The following is a 16,602-nucleotide window of genomic DNA, read 5'->3' on the forward strand; positions in this document are numbered from 1 at the left end:
TTAAAGATTTTCTGTTCCATTTGGAGTAAGATTTAGGTATTTGCGACGGAGCCAATGAAGAGTATTTAAAACAGAGGATTGTTGATGAAGAGTAAAGATTTATCGCTGTTAAGTTAGATTTATACCACACCACTTCCATAGCCCTTCCAGTAATGCTTTAAGTCCTCCGCTCACTACAACTAACATGCCTACCAACGAGCGCACAACCATACGTGACACGCTCTCAACCCTACTGTGAAGCAGAAGGGCGCAAGATGCCACATACCAACTAAGACGGTTGGGCAACAGCTTGGCGAAAATTAGCGATATAATTATTCTACGAGTTAGATGTTCTGTTATAAATTTCATCTACGATACCGTTTACTTGAAAAACTAATTGCTTTGCATCTTCCAACATCTATAGTATGAGAGGAATCCAACTAGCAGTATGAAGCAAATCATAGATGATTATTGCTCTTCAATCTTCCATCACTAATCAGCAATTCCAGTATCACTTCACGCCTCTCAAACAGGCTGACTAACATTTCCCTGTCCAAGCACATCTAAGGGCGTGCAACCTTATGTGATGCGTTCACAGATGCTAATAGAGTGAATATTGACTGGTACGTCATGCAGAGAGAGGTTGCTGACTGAATTGGAGCAGTATGAAAATTATGGATATTCCTAAAGAAGAAACCTTACCGCTTCTATTATGCAGTAAGGTTTCTTATCTGTTTTTCCTGTAGACTACTCCAGCACAGTTTTAATCGCTCCTGCTGGTTAGGTGATAATTCATCCATCCTTTCTTGTTGACGAGCGCCGAACTATAATTGAATTGATCATTCTGCTCTCTTAGCTCATTCCCCCACATAGCAACATACCTCATCGTAACAGATATATTTTGGTGGCACATTAGCTTCTGAATTGCAAAAGCACTCATTCCTGACATGGAAAAACCTGAAGTGTCCTTAATCAGTTTTCGCTATTCATCTACTAACATTTGCTTGCTGAAGACTCATGAATGATCTATAAGTTCATTAACGGGCTGGTTGTCTTTGCCAACTCAAGTATCTGCTCATCTTGAATTGACTGAAGATAATGATTAGTTATTACAGTCGACTCATGTCCTAATAATCTGCTAAGACTGTAAACATCTAACCCTAATCTTAATTGTTTTTGAGCATAGTAATGTCTCAGTGTGTGGGGACTGCAACGAATATGTTTTCGAACCTTAGCCTCCGCTCCAGCTTTTTTGACTACTACCTCAATTGCAACAACTGTAAGAGTTTTACCATTTTGAGATAAGAAAAAACTTGAATCAGTCATAATTTTATCTTTAAAATATGCCTCTTTTACTCTCTCGTATTTGATAATATACTTTTTCAAAAGAGGTGAAATGTATAAATGTCTCTCCTTATTCCCTTTTCCATGTATCTTTATAACACTATCTCTTACATCAAGAGAACTAAGAGTACATAATTCCAAATTTCTGATTCCTAAGTCCACAAAGAACATTAGAATTAGCTTATTACGTAAACTTAAATAGTAATCCCCTTTAAAAACGTTAAGCATCCTCTTCACTTCAACATCATTGAAAGTCTGAATCAGAACCTTTGGTTCCCTCATCCACTTCAAACTAAGAACAGGATTTCTTTTTTCAGCAATATATCCTTCTTCAACATTGAAACGGAAAAACGAACGAATGTTTTTTTGTATTCCATTGATTTAGGTTTCAGATAAACCTTTGTCTTTTAAGTTCCTAAGATAGGCTTTGATATGGGAAGTATTAACTTCTTCCACTTCAGTCACTTCAAATTCATTAATTAAAAAATTTAAGAAGGCTCTGTAATTATTTCTGTATCCTTTTATAGTTCGGATACTATAATTCTTGATCTCCAAATCAATAAGAAACTCTTTGTAAACATCCTCTAATAACATAAAAAACTCACTCCTTGTATAGTTTTATTTCATACAAAAAAGTGAGTTAAAATAACGAGCACTTCTGGAAAGACGTACATCATCATAAATTGCATCAATCAACAAAATGTATACCATCGCTGATTGAGAAAAATGGTGAAATTCGGATATCTCCCCATGTTTGAATCAGCAGTAAGAGCTTCTAAACACTGAATTTATAGGGTTCTTGTATCCTATTCGTCAAACTCTACGTTATGATAGACCTGCTGCACATCCTCCAGATCTTCCAGCGCATCAATTAGCTTCTCGAATTGAGCCTCAGCATCACCTGGCAGCGTAACAAAGCTCTGTGCCAGCATCGTCAGCTCTGACACCGTAAACTCCGTAACCCCTGCAGCTTTAAAAGCCTCTTGTACAGCATGGAACTGGTCAGGTTCTGCATACACGATTACAGCATCTTCCTCATCAAGGATGTCACGTACATCCACATCTGCTTCAAGCAGCAGATCCATGACCTCTTCCGATGTCTTACCTTCGACGCCGAACACGGCCGTTGGATCGAACATATAAGATACAGAGCCGCTGACGCCCATGTTACCGCTGTTCTTGTTAAAGGCAGAACGCACTTCCGGTGCCGTACGATTGACGTTATTGGTCAACGCGTCAACAATGATCATCGAACCGTTCGGACCAAATCCTTCGTAACGAAGCTCCACATAATTCTCGTCTCCGCTGCCCTTCGCTTTTTCCAGAGCACGGTCGATAATGGCTTTTGGCACATTGTATGTTTTCGCGCGCTCAAGCACGACCTTGAGCGCACGGTTCGACTCCGGATCCGGTTCACCCTTCTTGGCTGCCACATAAATCTCAACACCAAACTTAGCGTAGACGCGACTCGTATTCGCATCCTTGGATGCTTTTTTTTCTTTAATATTATTCCATTTACGGCCCATATATTTCCGCTCGCTTTCATTATTGAATCTGTAGCCGGTATTCAATAAATACCCTTGTCCATTATATCTCTATTAAGTAGCATGAACAAGGTTAAGAGCACATTTAGAGTAAATCCCAAACAAAAAACAATCTCGTCTATTCAAGGATATAATCGGCTCATAAATACAAGCAGAATGTGCCTGTTTTTAATTGCATACTGTAGACAAAAAATACATTTGTATTGATCATTTATAGATTGAATGTTAATATGTCTATGTATTTAATAAACTAAATGCGCATTCGTTTATTAAATAATCAATTATGACTCCGTTTCACACGAGTCACGAAAGGAGAATCCTCATTATGCTTCTTAACAACCCGTATGTCCGAACGATTATTTTGTCACGCGTTCTTTTAAATCTTGGCATTTGGGTTCGTAACTTTGCGATTCTGTTATATGTCACCGACATAACCAACAACGATCCTTGGTTTATATCCCTCATATCGGTAGCCGAATTTGCCCCCATCTTCCTGTTCGCTTTCATTGGTGGTACATTTGCAGACCGGTGGCGACCTAAACGAACCATGATCGGTGCCGATGTGTTGTCAGCCGTTTCCGTTTTTCTCGTACTGATTGCTGTCCACAATAACTCATGGCAGGCGCTGCTGGTCGTTACGTTATTCTCAGCCATCATGTCACAGTTCTCCCAACCCTCGGCTATGAAATTGTTCAAACAGCATGTGCCGGAACATCAGCTCCAATCCGTCATGGCTATATTCCAATCCTTAATGGCCTTCTTTATGGTGATCGGCCCCATAGCAGGAGCATTCGTGTATCAGAAGTTTGGAATTGAAGCATCCCTTATCGCAACAGGTGTATTATTCCTGGGTTCCGCTCTGATCCTGGTGTGGCTGCCGAGAGATCAAGAGAAAGAATCAAAGTCTGAACAACGGAGCCTCTTGCAGGAAGCTATTGAAGGTCTGCGCTATGTGTGGAATAACCGCGCCTTGCGGACGCTGGCTACAACCTTCGCTGCCGCCGGTCTCGCTGCCGGACTTATTCAGCCCATGATGCTGTTTGTCACGATTGAGAATCTCGGGCAGGATAAATCTTTCCTGCAATGGCTGCTAACCGCGAACGGTGCTGCGATGCTGCTTGGCGGGGGCTTCGTTATGGTGTTAGCCAAAAGAATATCGCCGCAATCCTTGCTGGCGCTTGGCCTTACCGTCAGCGCACTGGGCAACCTCGGCATCGGCTGGTCTACGAGCATTCTCTTCACTCTGCTGTTGCAGGTAGTCAATGGTTTCTTCTATCCCACCATTCACATCGGCATCAACACGCTCATTCTGACGAATACCGAGAATGCATACATCGGACGCGTAGGCGGCGCTCTGACACCGATCTTCATGGGCATGATGGTCACTGGCATGTCGCTTGGCGGATTACTGAAAAATCAGTTTTCCTTATTCACCGTATTCTCAGCAAGTGCCCTCCTGTTTCTGATAGGCTCCGCTCTGCTGATCCCTTTGTTTAAAAAAAGCAGGAACGCCACAAATAGTCTCGTACAATGATGATCAGAGCCACCTCACGCTGAGGTGGCTCTTGGCGTGAATCGGCTTAATCCAGCATCTCCACGCTTGAGCAAAAATAAAAAACCGAAGTCCCTCCTCTCGGAGAGCTCCGGTCTGTCGTGTTTATTCACAGTTATCCTCTGAATCCCTATATGTCTCGTTACATATCATGTTATGCGTGAAACTGCTGTCCATCCAATACTTCCTTCACATAGCCTGCGCGAATGACAAAGTCACCAAAGTGCTCGCCTTTCTCTCGCTCTTGTGCATACTGTGTGATCATCGGGCGAAGCGAATCCAAAATCTCGGTTTCACCGATGTTTTCCTTGAAGAGCTTGTTTAAGCGGTGCCCGGAGAAACCTCCACCCAAGTACATATTGTATTTGCCCGGTGCCTTGCCGATAAAGGCGATCTCAGCCAGCATCGGTCTGGCACATCCGTTCGGGCATCCTGTCATACGAATGACGATATCCTCTTCGCGCAGCCCATTCTCTTCCAGAATCGGATCAATCTTATCCAATAGCGTTGGAAGATAGCGCTCGGATTCAGCCATAGCCAGACCACATGTTGGCAAAGATACGCATGCCATGGAGTTTCTTCGCAGAGCGGAGTAATGGTTTCCGTCTGTGAGTCCGTAACGCTTGATAAGCTCCTCGATCTTTTTCTTCTTATGGCTGCTGACATTGGCAATGATCAGATTCTGATTGGCCGTCAGACGGAAATCGCCATTATGGATTTGGGCAATTTCACGAAGGCCTGTCATCAGCAGATAATCCGCCTCGTCTTTAACGCGTCCGCTTTGGATGAAAAGTGTAAAATGCCATTTTCCGTTACTGCCTTTTACCCATCCGTAGCGATCACCGTTATGGTCAAAATGAAAAGATCTTGCCTCTTCCAGCTTCCAGCCAAGCCGCTCGCTAAGTTCGCTTACGAACCAATCGATCCCTCGGTCATCGATCGTATATTTGAATCTAGCATGTTTACGAACCGCGCGGTCCCCGTAATCACGCTGGATCATAACGGTCTTCTCCGCCAAGTCAATGATTTGCTCCGGTTTGCAGAAACCAATGACTTTTGCCACTTGAGGGTAGGTCAGCGGATCACCGTGTGTCATCCCCATCCCACCGCCAACAGATATGTTGAAGCCCTTCAACTCTCCGTTCTCAACAATCGCAATGAAACCAAGATCCTGGGAGTATACATCCACATCATTGGAAGGTGGCACAGCCATCCCAATTTTGAATTTCCGAGGGAGATACACCGGGCCGTAGATCGGCTCCTGTTCCTCGGCATCCTGCAGACTATCCACGATCTTCTCACCATCAAGCCAGATCTCATGATAGGCACGAGAGCGCGGATCCAGATGATCACTCACTTTGCGTGCCCACTCGTACACCTCCGAATGAATCTCGGATTGGTACGGGTTAGGGTTACACATAACGTTACGGTTGACGTCGCCGCAGGCTGCTAATGTACTAAGGAGTGCTTCATTAACCTCTTGAATCGTAGTCTTCATGTTCCATTTGAGCACACCATGAAGCTGAAACGACTGGCGTGTTGTCAACCGAATTGACCCGTTTGCGTACTTCTGCGCAACGCGATCCATCATAAGCCATTGCTCAGGAGTCACCACACCGCCGGCAGCGCGAACACGCAGCATGAACTGGTATGCAGGCTCCAGCTTCTGCTTATGTCTCTCATTGCGTAAATCCCGGTCATCCTGCATGTAGCTGCCATGGAATTTCATCAGCCGGTTATCATCTTCCGGAATCGATCCGGTTATACGATCTTCCAGCGTTTCTACAAGACTGCCGCGCAGATAGTTGCTTCGACGCTTGATGTCCTCCACATCACTATGAGGTGCGCTATTAGATGATAATAAGTTATTATCAGACATATTCCTTTTCTCCTCTCTCAACCATGGGAATTGTCTTAATATACGTCCCGCTGGTAACGTTTCTCTTGCTGCATGAGGCCCAAGTATTCCGCAGCTTCCTCTGGACTCATCCCGCCTTCTTGCTCAAGAATTGCCCCCAGTGCGGAATGCACATCATGCGCCATCTTCTTCTCGTCACCGCAGACGTATACACACGCGCCGTTCTGAAGCCATTGATACAATTCCTTGCTCCTCTCCAGCATACGGTGCTGTACATATACTTTCTTGTCCGTATCTCGCGAGAAGGCAACATCCATCTGTGTCAACACCCCATCCTTTAACCAGCGCTGCCATTCGATCTGATAGAGAAAGTCTGTTGAGAAATGCTGGTCACCGTAGAACAACCAGGATTTCCCTCCTGCACCTGTCTCTTCGCGCTCACCGAGGAAAGCTCTGAATGGAGCAACCCCTGTACCAGGACCGATCATGATGATCGGGGTGTCCGGATTCTCGGGCAGCTTAAAGTTCGGATTGTGTTGAACATACACCGGAAGTGTGTCTCCAGCTTCCAGCCGTTCCGCCAATTGTACGGAACATACACCGTAACGATCTCGGCCATGTGCCTCGTACCGAACCGTACGAACGGTTACATGGACTTCATCGGGGAAGGCCTTGGAGCTGCTGGCAATTGAGTACAGACGAGCAGGGATTTTTCGTAATATCGATACAAAATCACTTGCTGCCACTTGCTGCAGACCATAATCCTGTACCAGGTCGAGCAAATCCCGTTCCTCGATATAGGTGCGCAATTCCTGCTCATGCCCTAGTTCCAGAAGCTTCCGAAGCCCTTCATTCCCTGAGATCTTAACCACTTGCTCAATCAGAGGTTTCGTGAGAACGGTAATTTCGTAGTGACGGAGCAAGGCATCCCGAAGTGCTCGCGCTTCACCATGTTTATTAATGACGACCACTTCATCAGCATTCCATCCCATAGCAGCGATAAGATCATCGACAAGCTGCGGATGATTTTCCGGATAGATTCCTAAGCTATCGCCCGGCTCATACTGCAAATTTGAACCTTCAAGAGAAATTTCGATATGACGTGTTTCACGGTCGGATCCTCTTCCGTTCAAATTCAAATTCTCGAGGATTTCCGCTTGAAATGGATTGCTTCTTGAAAATTCCGATTCCGTGCTATCGCTCAGGGCTACCGCACTCACGCTTTCAACAACGGACGATCCTGCTCCAGCCTCATTCAGCGATTGAAGAACCTGGTTCATCCATTCAGCGGCCGATTCATCAAAATCCACGTCGCAATCCACTCTAGGCGTCAGCCGCTTGCCGCCCAATTCTTCGAGCCGTTTGTCGAAATCTTTACCCGTTTGGCAGAAAAATTCATACGAGGTATCCCCCAGCGCGAGTACGGAATATTGAAGACTCTCTACTTGAGGTGCCCGTTTGCTGTGCAGGAACTCATAGAAAGGAATGGCGTTATCCGGCGGTTCACCTTCGCCATGCGTACTCACAATAATAAGGAGATTCTGCAGCTTCTTCAGATTGTTCGGCTTGAAGTCGCTCATTGAGGACATTGTAACCACTAGACCAACCTCTTCAAGCTTCTTCGATAACTTCTTCGATAATCCATGACCATTGCCAGTCTGAGATCCGTATAATACGGTTACTTCTTTAGGTGCCAGCGCTGCGGGAACCGGTATTGCTGCTGTGTTTGCTTGTGGTGCTGTTGCAACTGAAGCGGCTGCCGTTCCCTGGATAGCGGCAATATATCCGCTGAGCCAGGACCGCTGGGAATCCGTCAGTGTCGGCAACAGCCGGTTCAGTAATTCTACCTGTTCCTGATTAAAAGGACTGTTCGTTACTTGAAGTTCCAACCATATCCACCTCTCAAAAGCGCACATTATTAATTCCTACTATTACGATACAATTAATTTTATTACTCCTCTGAACCTATCACAGCTTACGGGACCGGTCAATTACAATGTTCTTATAGCATTTATCAGTTTTCCTGATAAATCGATGATAAAGGACTTTTTGCGATTTAAGAACTTCGCGAAGCAGGCAGAATATCGCTGTGTCGGATTGGTAATGATACGAAGGATAAGGAGGAAGATAGAGGATGCAAATTCATGACTGCAATTTCACGCCGCTTAAGCGCAAGCTGAAAAACCAGCTTATTGACATCAAAAAGCATATAGAGAATGTCATTGCCAATCTGGACCAGAACAGCTCCTGTCTGCTCAATGAATTGGATCTTGTACGCACTAAATATTTGGAAGCCGAGGCAATTTCATCCACGTATTATCTCAATTGTTTTCTCTTCCCCTTCACAAGCAAGTACCAGGAAATCGCCAAATCCATATATCATCTCAGTCAAAAAAATCTGGGAGCGCTGATTGTGATTCAGCGGGAAGATCCTCTCGATTCTCTAATAACACCCGGCATCCCCTTATCTGCGGAAATCACGAGCCCGCTGCTGGAATCCATATTCGTTCCGGGTAGTCCGCTGCATGACGGGGCCGTTCTCGTTCGCAAAGAAATGATTATCTCTGCTGCGAATGTGCTTCCATTAACTGCAAAAACTTATGGTGATCGAAAGCTTGGCACTAGGCATCGTGCGGCTATAGGTTTATCCGAGATTAGCGATGCTTTGGTTCTCGTCGTATCTGAAGAAACAGGAAGAACCTCCTTCTGCATGAAAGGAACTCTCTACCCCTTATCGATTACCAGTCCTTAATTCATCAACACTCTTGGCTACATAACCTCTCTTTACAGCACACCAATAATAAAGTGAACCTTCGCTCGTATTGGCATAGAAAAAAGAGCCACCGCGGTGGCTCTTCTATTGATATCCATCTATTCATAGGATTCTTATTCAAAGGTATACGTCCAGAAACGTTCAGTCCCGAAGCGGTCCTCGACTTCTTTTGCCTTCAGCTGCTTTTTACCCAGCAGCTCTGCAGCCTGGAATTGGGAACGATGAGCTTGAATGGAATTCAGCTTCTGGACCATAAACATAGATACGTCCTGATAAACATCGGGTTTGCCAAGCTCCTGCTCACAATTTTTGGAGAATGCCAGACACTGAACCACAGGTCTTTCCCCAGCAGGCATCCGCTGAATCGTGCGAACTACAGCTGCACCCGTGGCATCATGATCGGGATGAACACTATAGCCAGGATAGAATGTGAATACAAGTGAAGGTTGTATCTCCTGAATCAGGGCTGCAATCACACCATCCAGCTTAGGCTGGTCCTCGAATTCAATCGTTTTATCATGGAAACCCAGCAATCGCAGGTCTTGTATGCCTATGGCTTTGCACGATTCCTCCAACTCTGCTCTACGAATAGTCGGAAGCGTGATCCGGTTAGCAAACGGAGGTATCCCCATGTTGCGGCCCATCTCTCCGAGTGTCAGGCAAGCATAGGTGACATGAGCACCTTCTATAATATATTTAGCCAACGTACCGGATAAACCAAAGGCTTCGTCATCCGGATGCGGCAATACGACCAGTATGTTTTGCTCCATCGTTCCTCATCTCCTCTCTCTATTAAAAAGGCTCCCGGCTCAGCTGCAAAGCAACAACCAGTTTCCCCTGACTATCATGGCCCGCCATGATAAGTCTATCGGTATCAGCCTGTTCAAAATGGGTAAGTCCTTCGGTATATATCCAGCCTTGATTCATTTTTAAACCAACCCGGTAAGGACCGTTGCCGGATATCGAACCAGCGGTATAACGAATACTTGCATTTGTAATAAAATTGGCAGCAGGGTGCTTTGTGCTATCGTGATGGGCAGCATAGGCGCCTGTTGTCATCTCAAGATGAATATATAAATCCTGATCCTTCAATTTATCAATCATTTGTTGGACTTCTGCTTGATTTATGAGTTCCATAGTTCCCTCCAATATAAAGAATCACGACAATGATCACAGTCGGTATGATGATTCTAACATAATTATATGACCATGACGAAATACCTTGTATTTATCTTTCAGCAAACAGAGCGGAGTATTCCGGCTGTGCTGCATACACGCTGAGCTCGTACTCAGAAATAACGGTATATCCTTCCCTGCGCAGAAGAGCTGTTGTTACGCCATAACCGGCTTGCTTCACATTGGCAAATTCTCCATTATAGATCATTGCGCTGCCGCAGGAGGGGCTGTTCTCCTTCAGAACGATAAGCAGTGCTCCGAGCTTTTGTGCCGTTCGAAGAGCCTGATATGCACCCTTTATATACATCTCCGTCACATCTCTGCCGGACCATTCTATTACTCTGGCACTTCCTGACAGGACGTCATCACCGTTACCGCCGATGATCTCTGCTGGCTCACGCGGAGTTGAGAATCCGCCAAGAAGTTCCGGGCATACGGTTACCGCTTTCTTCGCTTCCACTAACAGTTGAATATGGGTATCCAGGCTGTCCGTAGCGTTATAACGAACCTTCAAACCGGCTAAACAAGAGCTTACGATAATCACAGATGCCACCTCAAATCTTCGTGCTTTGCTTAATATATGGCTAAAGCGGTTCGGTCTGACTTAAGTATCATGAATCAGAACGCAATTGTCAACGCAATACGCATGATGGATGGCTGCTGCCATCACTCCAGCTTCCCTCTGAGAAGTCTCTGAGCCAAAGCTTAAGATTATCATAATTATCGTAACACGGGAGCAACCCGTTTAAGGAAATGGTTCATTAATAATGGCAAGGAAATCAGAATCGGTGGGTCATCTAACCGGGGAACATGCAGAGTCACTTGGAGATGCCGGGTCTTCGAGTTGGATGTAACGATGATCGGTTCCCTTGAACGGGTACGCAAGGTGGTGGATTGCGGAAGCAAGAAGTCAACTGCCTGCATACCCCATGGCACAGAAGTAGCCATCAGATAATATGTGCCCGGGCTTACGTCGGTAAATCGAAATGAGCCAACAGACGGAAGCAGTGTTCCGTATAGAGGAAATCCTTCCGGAATGGGCTTGGCAAATAAGCCTATCAGAATAACTCCCTGAAATGGGGCTGTTGCTTCTATCGTTCCCTCAACCGTCAAGTTGGGATTCTGAATCGGCATGGATTCTCGCCAGTCGTTCAGACTCTGCAAAGATAACAAATGCTTGTCCGCCTCCTCCATGGAGTTCCGAAACTGGGAGGGGGTTACACCCACTCTCTCGGTGAAGCGGGTCGTAAATGTACCCAGGCTTTGCTGCCCAATCTCCAGGGCGATATCCCGGATGCTGAGGTGCGTGTGCAGCAGTAAATCCTTGGCTTTCTCCAGACGAAGTGATGAGACATAATACAGGGGCGGCAGTCCGATCCGATCCTTGAATATACGAGAGAAATGATAAGGACTGTATCCAATGTAACCCGCCAGTAATGACAAGGGAAGCGGTTCGTAAATATTCTTGTGAATATAAGCGATTACCTCGTCGATTTCTGAATATCGCTCAGTCATCATGCCCTGCACCATCCTTCATGTCATGGATATTGTAAAATTAAAATTGTAATTATCCTCAAATAAAGAACAAATGTTCTGTTCCATACTATCATATCCATATGGAAATTGGAAGCGTAGATCTGGAAATTTACCGTTATGATGACAACAAAAAAGCCGCGCAGTATACGCGGCTGAACTGCCACTAATCCAATTCCGGGATGTGGATATCCACTTCTTTTTTGCTCTGGGAAGAGCGCAGAATGCCGTCCAGGATTGCTTGATTCCGAAGCACCTGCTCTCCGGGTATCGGTGCTGGCTTGCCTTCGCGCACGGCGCTTACGAAATCTTTGATTTTCTCTTCGAATACGTTAAGCTGGTGGCTGATCAACGGAATTGCGCTTTCGGTATGATGCCCTTGAATGTCATGGAATAAGGAGATTGAGCCTACTTTCCCATCCCATACGCCACTCCAGGGTCCTGATCCAGCCGGCGTAATCTTCATGCCCGCATCCGTTCCAAGGAACATGGTTGCTCCCAAGGTATCCATATGCATAGCCCAGGACGTCTTAAAGTTCAATACGATGTCGCCTTCGAACCGAATGATGGCAACGCCGAAGTCCTCCACGTTAAACGCACCGGATTCCGAGTGGTATTTCGGATTCGTTCCGAAGTGATTAGAGGTATAGGCCGATACCGTTAACGGCTTTGGATATCCAAGCGCATTCAATGCCATATCCAAGGAATAGCAACCGATGTCCGCCATGGCACCTGCTCCGGCAATTTCCTGACGGATAAAGGTTCCACCCGGCATCCCACGGCGGCGGCCGCCTCCCGTTTCCACATAATACACCTTGCCGAGCTCACCATTCTGGATCAGATTCTTAATGATTCCCATGTTCGGGTCATAGCGCGGTTGAAAGCCCACATTGAGTATATTCCCGGTCTTCTTCGAGATTTGAACCATCTCGATAGCTTCATCCAAGGTGACCGACATCGGCTTCTCGAGCATGACATGTTTGCCGGCTGAGAGCGCATCGATCGTTGTTCTGTGATGAGCAACATTTGGCGTACAGATACTCACACCATCCAAATCCAGATCAAGGAGCCTGCGGTGATCGTCAAATCCTATTGCCCCCTGAAGTCCCCAACGCTCAATGAACTGATCTGCTCTTCCTGGTAAAATATCCGCTACAGCGACAATCTGTACGTCTTCAATTTGTTTGTAGTACTTTGCATGCTCTCCTGCAATGCCACCGCTTCCAATAATTCCAATTCGAATGCTTTTGCCCATATGTGATACTCCCCCTACAAATTCACATTCATTGCCCGATATGTTGTTGGCGTATAGCCGTATCTCTTTCGAAACACGGTATGCAAATAACTGCCGCTCGAGAAGCCTTCGTGAATCGCGATTTTATCAATAGACCAATTGGTATCGATTAATTTCCGGCACACCGCTTCTAAACGGACGTGTTCAAGAATTTCACTGAAGGATTGCCCAGCCGCTTGCTCCTTGAATATCCGCTGCAGCTGCCTGGAACTGATATGCAATTTCTCCGCGACATCATCCAGAACGACCTCACCCGAGGAATTCGCATGGATATACTCCAGTGCCAATTGATAGCGGTAAGCCTTCATGTCTCGTGAAGGCAACTCCGCTTCGGATGGCTCGGATTCAAACGCGCGTACGGCACGCAGCAGTATCTGAATAATGCACTGCTTGATCGTTGTGTACAGACCCGGATATTTTTCCTGAGAAGCTTGGTAAGCCTCCAGAAAATAAGGCATCGCCCGATGGATATCCATCGACGGCTTCAGCGGCAGCCCTCTGAGCTTTTCCATGCAGTCGTCAGCCTCCGCCATCTCCCAAGGATCCGCAGCCGGCCATAATAGACGATCCGGATCATCGGGTGTTACGTCATGCGGAATAATGTCCACATGCAGACATAATTCGTCCATGGGCTCTGCTGCGTCCGCTTCCTGATAATGGAGAACATTCGGACCCGTTAAATAAAACATTCCTTCCCTCAAGGCATAGGGATTCTCTTCCATAATAACGGTCCCTTTCCCACGCGGTATGAAATGAAACTCATATTCAGCATGTTTATGGAAGGACACAATCTTCCCCGGAGGGAAGGTGGTGAGATGAAATCGAAGAACCCGGATCTCATAACGCCCCCAATAGACCCTCAGATCAAGTCTCTCCAAGGCATCTTGCCGATCTTTCATAAACTCATATGGAAAATGATTATTCATGCTGATGCATCACCCTTGTAACTTAAGCTTGCAGTTCATCCAAACGAATCGCACGATGTTCCTTGGCCGAACGGTTGGAAGCCTCCATCAATTTCGTTAATTCAACCGCATATGCGATATTTTCCTCTGCAACGGTATTTTCCTGAATATGAGAGATCCACTGTTCAAAAGCACTTGCACGATTTGCTGGTACTGGCAGTTCAACCCACGCTTCCTTGTATTCTTCTTTCTTCGTTGAGCGGATAAGAAGTTTACTGTCTGGCGTACCATAGAGAATCGTTCCGTCTGTACCGTGAATCTCAATCGTAAACGGCGAGAAGTTATTAACAAAACCAGCCTCCACAATACCAACAGCACCCGTAGCTGTAGATAATGTAGCAACGGCGTTATCTTCGACCTCTTTACCCGTTATGTAGCCAAAATTCGCATGAACATCAACCGCTTCTTCTCCCAGGAACAGGCGTGTCAAATACATAGGATGGCAACCCAGATCAATGAGGGCTCCTCCACGAGTTTCCTCCAGACCATAGAAATGCTCAGGCAGCCAGCCTGCCGTTGCGCCGTTATGAGACAAGCGGACACGAACGAGTGTTACGGTACCCAGTAGTCCCTCTTGCAACAGTTCACGGATCGCCAAGGTGTAACCATCATTCAAGCGGGGGAGTGATACCGTTAATTTGACTTGATTCTCATTTACCGCGTTCATAATATCATTGACCTCTTGAAGGGTAGCGGCCACTACTTTCTCCGTAAAAATGTGCTTGCCGGCTGCCGCAGCTTTCAGCATCACTTCTCTGTGCATGGATGTTGGTGCATCCACGATGACAGCATCGATATCGCTTTGCAGCATTTCATCCAAGGATTCAAAGAACGGTACTCCTTGCTGCTCCGCAGCTTTTTTACCGCGTTCCGGATTCTCATCCCATACGGCTACGATTTGTGCATCCGGATGCTCCTGCGCCTGTTTTGTGTAATCCCATGCGTGCACATGCCAATAACTAATTTTTCCGATTCTAATCATTATGGTCACCTCAGTATCTAATATTAAGACATCATGCCATTAATCTAACACATGAATTAGCCGATTCACAGTGTAAAATTGCGACAGTTGATTTTGATATTGCGACATCATTGCATACAAAAACTCCGCCATAAGACGGAGTAATATGTATTGTCACGCTATATTTTGAACCGTTCTCTTGCAGAAGTAATATGTGCTATGTGATGATTCCCATGCCATGCATACATGGCCGTGGCGTATTCAAGATGAGTCGTTCGCTGGTTCTCGGGATGATAGAACGTTCTTAGAAAGTCTTCATGGTCCATACTGTTTAATAAAGCGACCCATCTGGTATGTATGCCTTCAATCATGGCCAAAGATACTTCAGCAGCCACCGTCACGGAATCCGGAAGCGCTGCCCACAGCCGCTCGTCATACGGTTTGATGGTTGGATTGTCTTCTGTTAAAGCGAGTTTAAACCTCATATAAGAGTTCATATGACTGTCTGCAAGATGATGAACGACCTGACGTATGGTCCACCCACCCTCACGATAGGCCAAGTTAAGCTGTTCCTCAGACAAACCTTGAACGGCTGTCCGCAGTTTCCCAGGCATCCCCTCAATCTCTTGAATCCAGTGATTCCTATGTTCCGGTGACGACTGTCCCTCCCATTCAAATTGCCCTATGGGGTATCTCATATCCATGTTCCTCACTCCGATCTGCATGGTATCATCCCTTATCGTATGAATTGATAAGAACTTCTTCTCTATTAATAGAAGATGTTGTATAAACTGCTAAATCAGCCTACTGAGCAGAAAAATATATTTACATAATATAATTTTCCAAGAGCATTTGCTATGCCCATCCTCAATAATTTTTAATGATTCAATTCTCGAATTATAATGGATATGGCTTGCAATCTTTTTGAGAAAAAAGGGAGACAGGCAGCATTTAGTGAATGTGCCGCCCCCCATCATTCTATTTTTGACTACGAAATGCGAATGACATTAAACACTTGCCCCGAATATGTGGCAGAGCTGTTTGCTCCCGAAGTATTCATGATAATACGCAGAACATCGCCATTATTCAAAGTAGTTAAATAAGATTTTGAAGCTTCCCCATTGGTTACTAACGTTGCCCCAATGCCAGAGATATTTTCAATGGAAAAACTAGAAACACTTCTCGGTTCTTGCGTAGTGCCATTGATTTGCACAAAGAAGTTGACAAGCCGACTCGCCGAAGCCAATAGTGTAGGGGTTGTGGTTAGATGAACGGTTATTACAAAGTCCACAATATATACTCCGGCCGCATTAACCGTAATCGTTCCTGGTTCCACGCTCGTTGTCGTATTTAGGGTAGGCCCTGCAGTTGTAAAAGCTACAGGTGTATTGTCAACAACCGTGATTAACGTAGTAGGTGAACCATAAATGGAACCATAACCTAGAGCAATAGTTCCCGTCGGGCCTGTTGGACCAGTTGCTCCTGTTGCTCCTGTTGGTCCGGTGACGCCAGTTGGTCCGGTTACTCCCGTCGGACCTGTTGGACCGGTTGAACCAGTTCTTCCAGTTGCTCCTGTTCCCCCCTGTTCCTCCCGTAGGACCGGTTACACCCGTTGCTCCTGTT

Annotated in this window: 16 protein-coding genes; 2 read left to right on the plus strand and 14 right to left on the minus strand. The window is 45.8% G+C overall.

All coding sequences use genetic code 11. From position 1 onward, the window contains the following. Positions 1 to 1,005: 1,005 nt before the first annotated feature. From PVOR_RS31030 to PVOR_RS16750, 3 genes are all read right to left on the minus strand, one after another. Complete coding sequence (locus PVOR_RS31030; protein WP_268741797.1) at positions 1,006 to 1,605, minus strand: tyrosine-type recombinase/integrase; 600 nt, start codon at positions 1,603 to 1,605, stop codon at positions 1,006 to 1,008. A 99-nt stretch (positions 1,606 to 1,704) separates the two neighbouring features. Next, positions 1,705 to 1,917: a phage integrase N-terminal SAM-like domain-containing protein gene (locus PVOR_RS31035; protein ID WP_006210581.1), complete on the minus strand. Its 213-nt coding sequence runs from the start codon at positions 1,915 to 1,917 to the stop codon at positions 1,705 to 1,707. Between the two features lie 212 nt (positions 1,918 to 2,129). Next, the gene (locus PVOR_RS16750) at positions 2,130 to 2,849 is read right to left on the minus strand and encodes a YebC/PmpR family DNA-binding transcriptional regulator (protein WP_006210582.1); all 720 of its coding nucleotides are present in this window, start codon (positions 2,847 to 2,849) and stop codon (positions 2,130 to 2,132) included. Positions 2,850 to 3,192: 343 nt separating this feature from the next. Between PVOR_RS16750 and PVOR_RS16755 the strand changes: the two genes are divergently transcribed. After that, a complete protein-coding gene (locus PVOR_RS16755) occupies positions 3,193 to 4,401 on the plus strand; it encodes an MFS transporter (protein WP_006210583.1) in 1,209 nt (402 codons plus the stop codon). Between the two features lie 172 nt (positions 4,402 to 4,573). Here the strand turns inward: PVOR_RS16755 and cysI are convergent, their stop codons facing one another. Together cysI and PVOR_RS16765 are read right to left on the minus strand one after the other, a co-directional pair. Next, positions 4,574 to 6,298: an assimilatory sulfite reductase (NADPH) hemoprotein subunit gene (gene cysI, locus PVOR_RS16760; RefSeq protein WP_006210584.1), complete on the minus strand. Its 1,725-nt coding sequence runs from the start codon at positions 6,296 to 6,298 to the stop codon at positions 4,574 to 4,576. 35 nt (positions 6,299 to 6,333) lie between these two features. After that, a complete protein-coding gene (locus PVOR_RS16765) occupies positions 6,334 to 8,166 on the minus strand; it encodes an assimilatory sulfite reductase (NADPH) flavoprotein subunit (protein ID WP_006210585.1) in 1,833 nt (610 codons plus the stop codon). Positions 8,167 to 8,411: 245 nt separating this feature from the next. Here PVOR_RS16765 and cdaS point away from each other — a divergent pair, with 245 nt between their 5' ends. Then, positions 8,412 to 9,029: a sporulation-specific diadenylate cyclase CdaS gene (gene cdaS / locus PVOR_RS16770; protein ID WP_006210586.1), complete on the plus strand. Its 618-nt coding sequence runs from the start codon at positions 8,412 to 8,414 to the stop codon at positions 9,027 to 9,029. Positions 9,030 to 9,163: 134 nt separating this feature from the next. Here cdaS and bshB2 read toward each other — a convergent pair whose 3' ends face one another. The 9 genes from bshB2 to PVOR_RS31040 all read right to left on the minus strand — a co-directional run bounded on the left by bshB2 (position 9,164) and on the right by PVOR_RS31040 (position 16,315). Beyond that, the gene (bshB2, locus tag PVOR_RS16775) at positions 9,164 to 9,820 is read right to left on the minus strand and encodes a bacillithiol biosynthesis deacetylase BshB2 (protein WP_006210587.1); all 657 of its coding nucleotides are present in this window, start codon (positions 9,818 to 9,820) and stop codon (positions 9,164 to 9,166) included. Positions 9,821 to 9,842: 22 nt separating this feature from the next. Next, positions 9,843 to 10,187, minus strand: a complete 345-nt coding sequence (locus PVOR_RS16780; protein ID WP_006210588.1) for a YojF family protein — start codon at positions 10,185 to 10,187, stop codon at positions 9,843 to 9,845. A 91-nt stretch (positions 10,188 to 10,278) separates the two neighbouring features. After that, positions 10,279 to 10,770, minus strand: coding sequence for a DUF523 domain-containing protein (locus PVOR_RS16785; RefSeq protein WP_006210589.1), 492 nt, complete (start codon positions 10,768 to 10,770; stop codon positions 10,279 to 10,281). A 176-nt stretch (positions 10,771 to 10,946) separates the two neighbouring features. Continuing rightward, positions 10,947 to 11,744, minus strand: a complete 798-nt coding sequence (locus PVOR_RS16790; protein ID WP_006210590.1) for a helix-turn-helix transcriptional regulator — start codon at positions 11,742 to 11,744, stop codon at positions 10,947 to 10,949. A gap of 181 nt (positions 11,745 to 11,925) precedes the next feature. Continuing rightward, a complete protein-coding gene (locus PVOR_RS16795; RefSeq protein WP_006210591.1) occupies positions 11,926 to 13,014 on the minus strand; it encodes a Gfo/Idh/MocA family protein in 1,089 nt (362 codons plus the stop codon). A gap of 14 nt (positions 13,015 to 13,028) precedes the next feature. Then, positions 13,029 to 13,979 (minus strand): AraC family transcriptional regulator, encoded by a 951-nt coding sequence (locus PVOR_RS16800; RefSeq protein ID WP_006210592.1) that lies wholly within the window; start codon positions 13,977 to 13,979, stop codon positions 13,029 to 13,031. A 22-nt stretch (positions 13,980 to 14,001) separates the two neighbouring features. Continuing rightward, complete coding sequence (locus PVOR_RS16805; RefSeq protein ID WP_006210593.1) at positions 14,002 to 15,000, minus strand: Gfo/Idh/MocA family protein; 999 nt, start codon at positions 14,998 to 15,000, stop codon at positions 14,002 to 14,004. Between the two features lie 158 nt (positions 15,001 to 15,158). Further along, complete coding sequence (locus PVOR_RS16810; RefSeq protein ID WP_100086505.1) at positions 15,159 to 15,683, minus strand: YfiT family bacillithiol transferase; 525 nt, start codon at positions 15,681 to 15,683, stop codon at positions 15,159 to 15,161. 284 nt (positions 15,684 to 15,967) lie between these two features. Continuing rightward, on the minus strand, positions 15,968 to 16,315 hold the full coding sequence (locus PVOR_RS31040; RefSeq protein WP_200860831.1) for a hypothetical protein: 348 nt from the start codon (positions 16,313 to 16,315) through the stop codon (positions 15,968 to 15,970). Between the last annotated feature and the right edge of the window lie 287 nt (positions 16,316 to 16,602).

Origin of the sequence: Paenibacillus vortex V453 (assembly GCF_000193415.1) — a bacterium.
Classification (GTDB): domain Bacteria; phylum Bacillota; class Bacilli; order Paenibacillales; family Paenibacillaceae; genus Paenibacillus_AQ; species Paenibacillus_AQ glucanolyticus.

Coding starts and splice junctions, on each gene's coding strand:
- PVOR_RS16795 (WP_006210591.1), bottom strand. CDS start 13,014: ATGGGCAAAAGCATTCGAATTGGAATTATTGGAAGCGGTGGCATTGCA.
- PVOR_RS16810 (WP_100086505.1), bottom strand. CDS start 15,683: ATGGATATGAGATACCCCATAGGGCAATTTGAATGGGAGGGACAGTCG.
- PVOR_RS31035 (WP_006210581.1), bottom strand. CDS start 1,917: ATGTTATTAGAGGATGTTTACAAAGAGTTTCTTATTGATTTGGAGATC.
- PVOR_RS16800 (WP_006210592.1), bottom strand. CDS start 13,979: ATGAATAATCATTTTCCATATGAGTTTATGAAAGATCGGCAAGATGCC.
- PVOR_RS31030 (WP_268741797.1), bottom strand. CDS start 1,605: ATGAGGGAACCAAAGGTTCTGATTCAGACTTTCAATGATGTTGAAGTG.
- bshB2 (WP_006210587.1), bottom strand. CDS start 9,820: ATGGAGCAAAACATACTGGTCGTATTGCCGCATCCGGATGACGAAGCC.
- PVOR_RS16780 (WP_006210588.1), bottom strand. CDS start 10,187: ATGGAACTCATAAATCAAGCAGAAGTCCAACAAATGATTGATAAATTG.
- PVOR_RS16790 (WP_006210590.1), bottom strand. CDS start 11,744: ATGATGACTGAGCGATATTCAGAAATCGACGAGGTAATCGCTTATATT.
- cysI (WP_006210584.1), bottom strand. CDS start 6,298: ATGTCTGATAATAACTTATTATCATCTAATAGCGCACCTCATAGTGAT.
- PVOR_RS16750 (WP_006210582.1), bottom strand. CDS start 2,849: ATGGGCCGTAAATGGAATAATATTAAAGAAAAAAAAGCATCCAAGGAT.
- PVOR_RS16805 (WP_006210593.1), bottom strand. CDS start 15,000: ATGATTAGAATCGGAAAAATTAGTTATTGGCATGTGCACGCATGGGAT.
- cdaS (WP_006210586.1), top strand. CDS start 8,412: ATGCAAATTCATGACTGCAATTTCACGCCGCTTAAGCGCAAGCTGAAA.
- PVOR_RS16755 (WP_006210583.1), top strand. CDS start 3,193: ATGCTTCTTAACAACCCGTATGTCCGAACGATTATTTTGTCACGCGTT.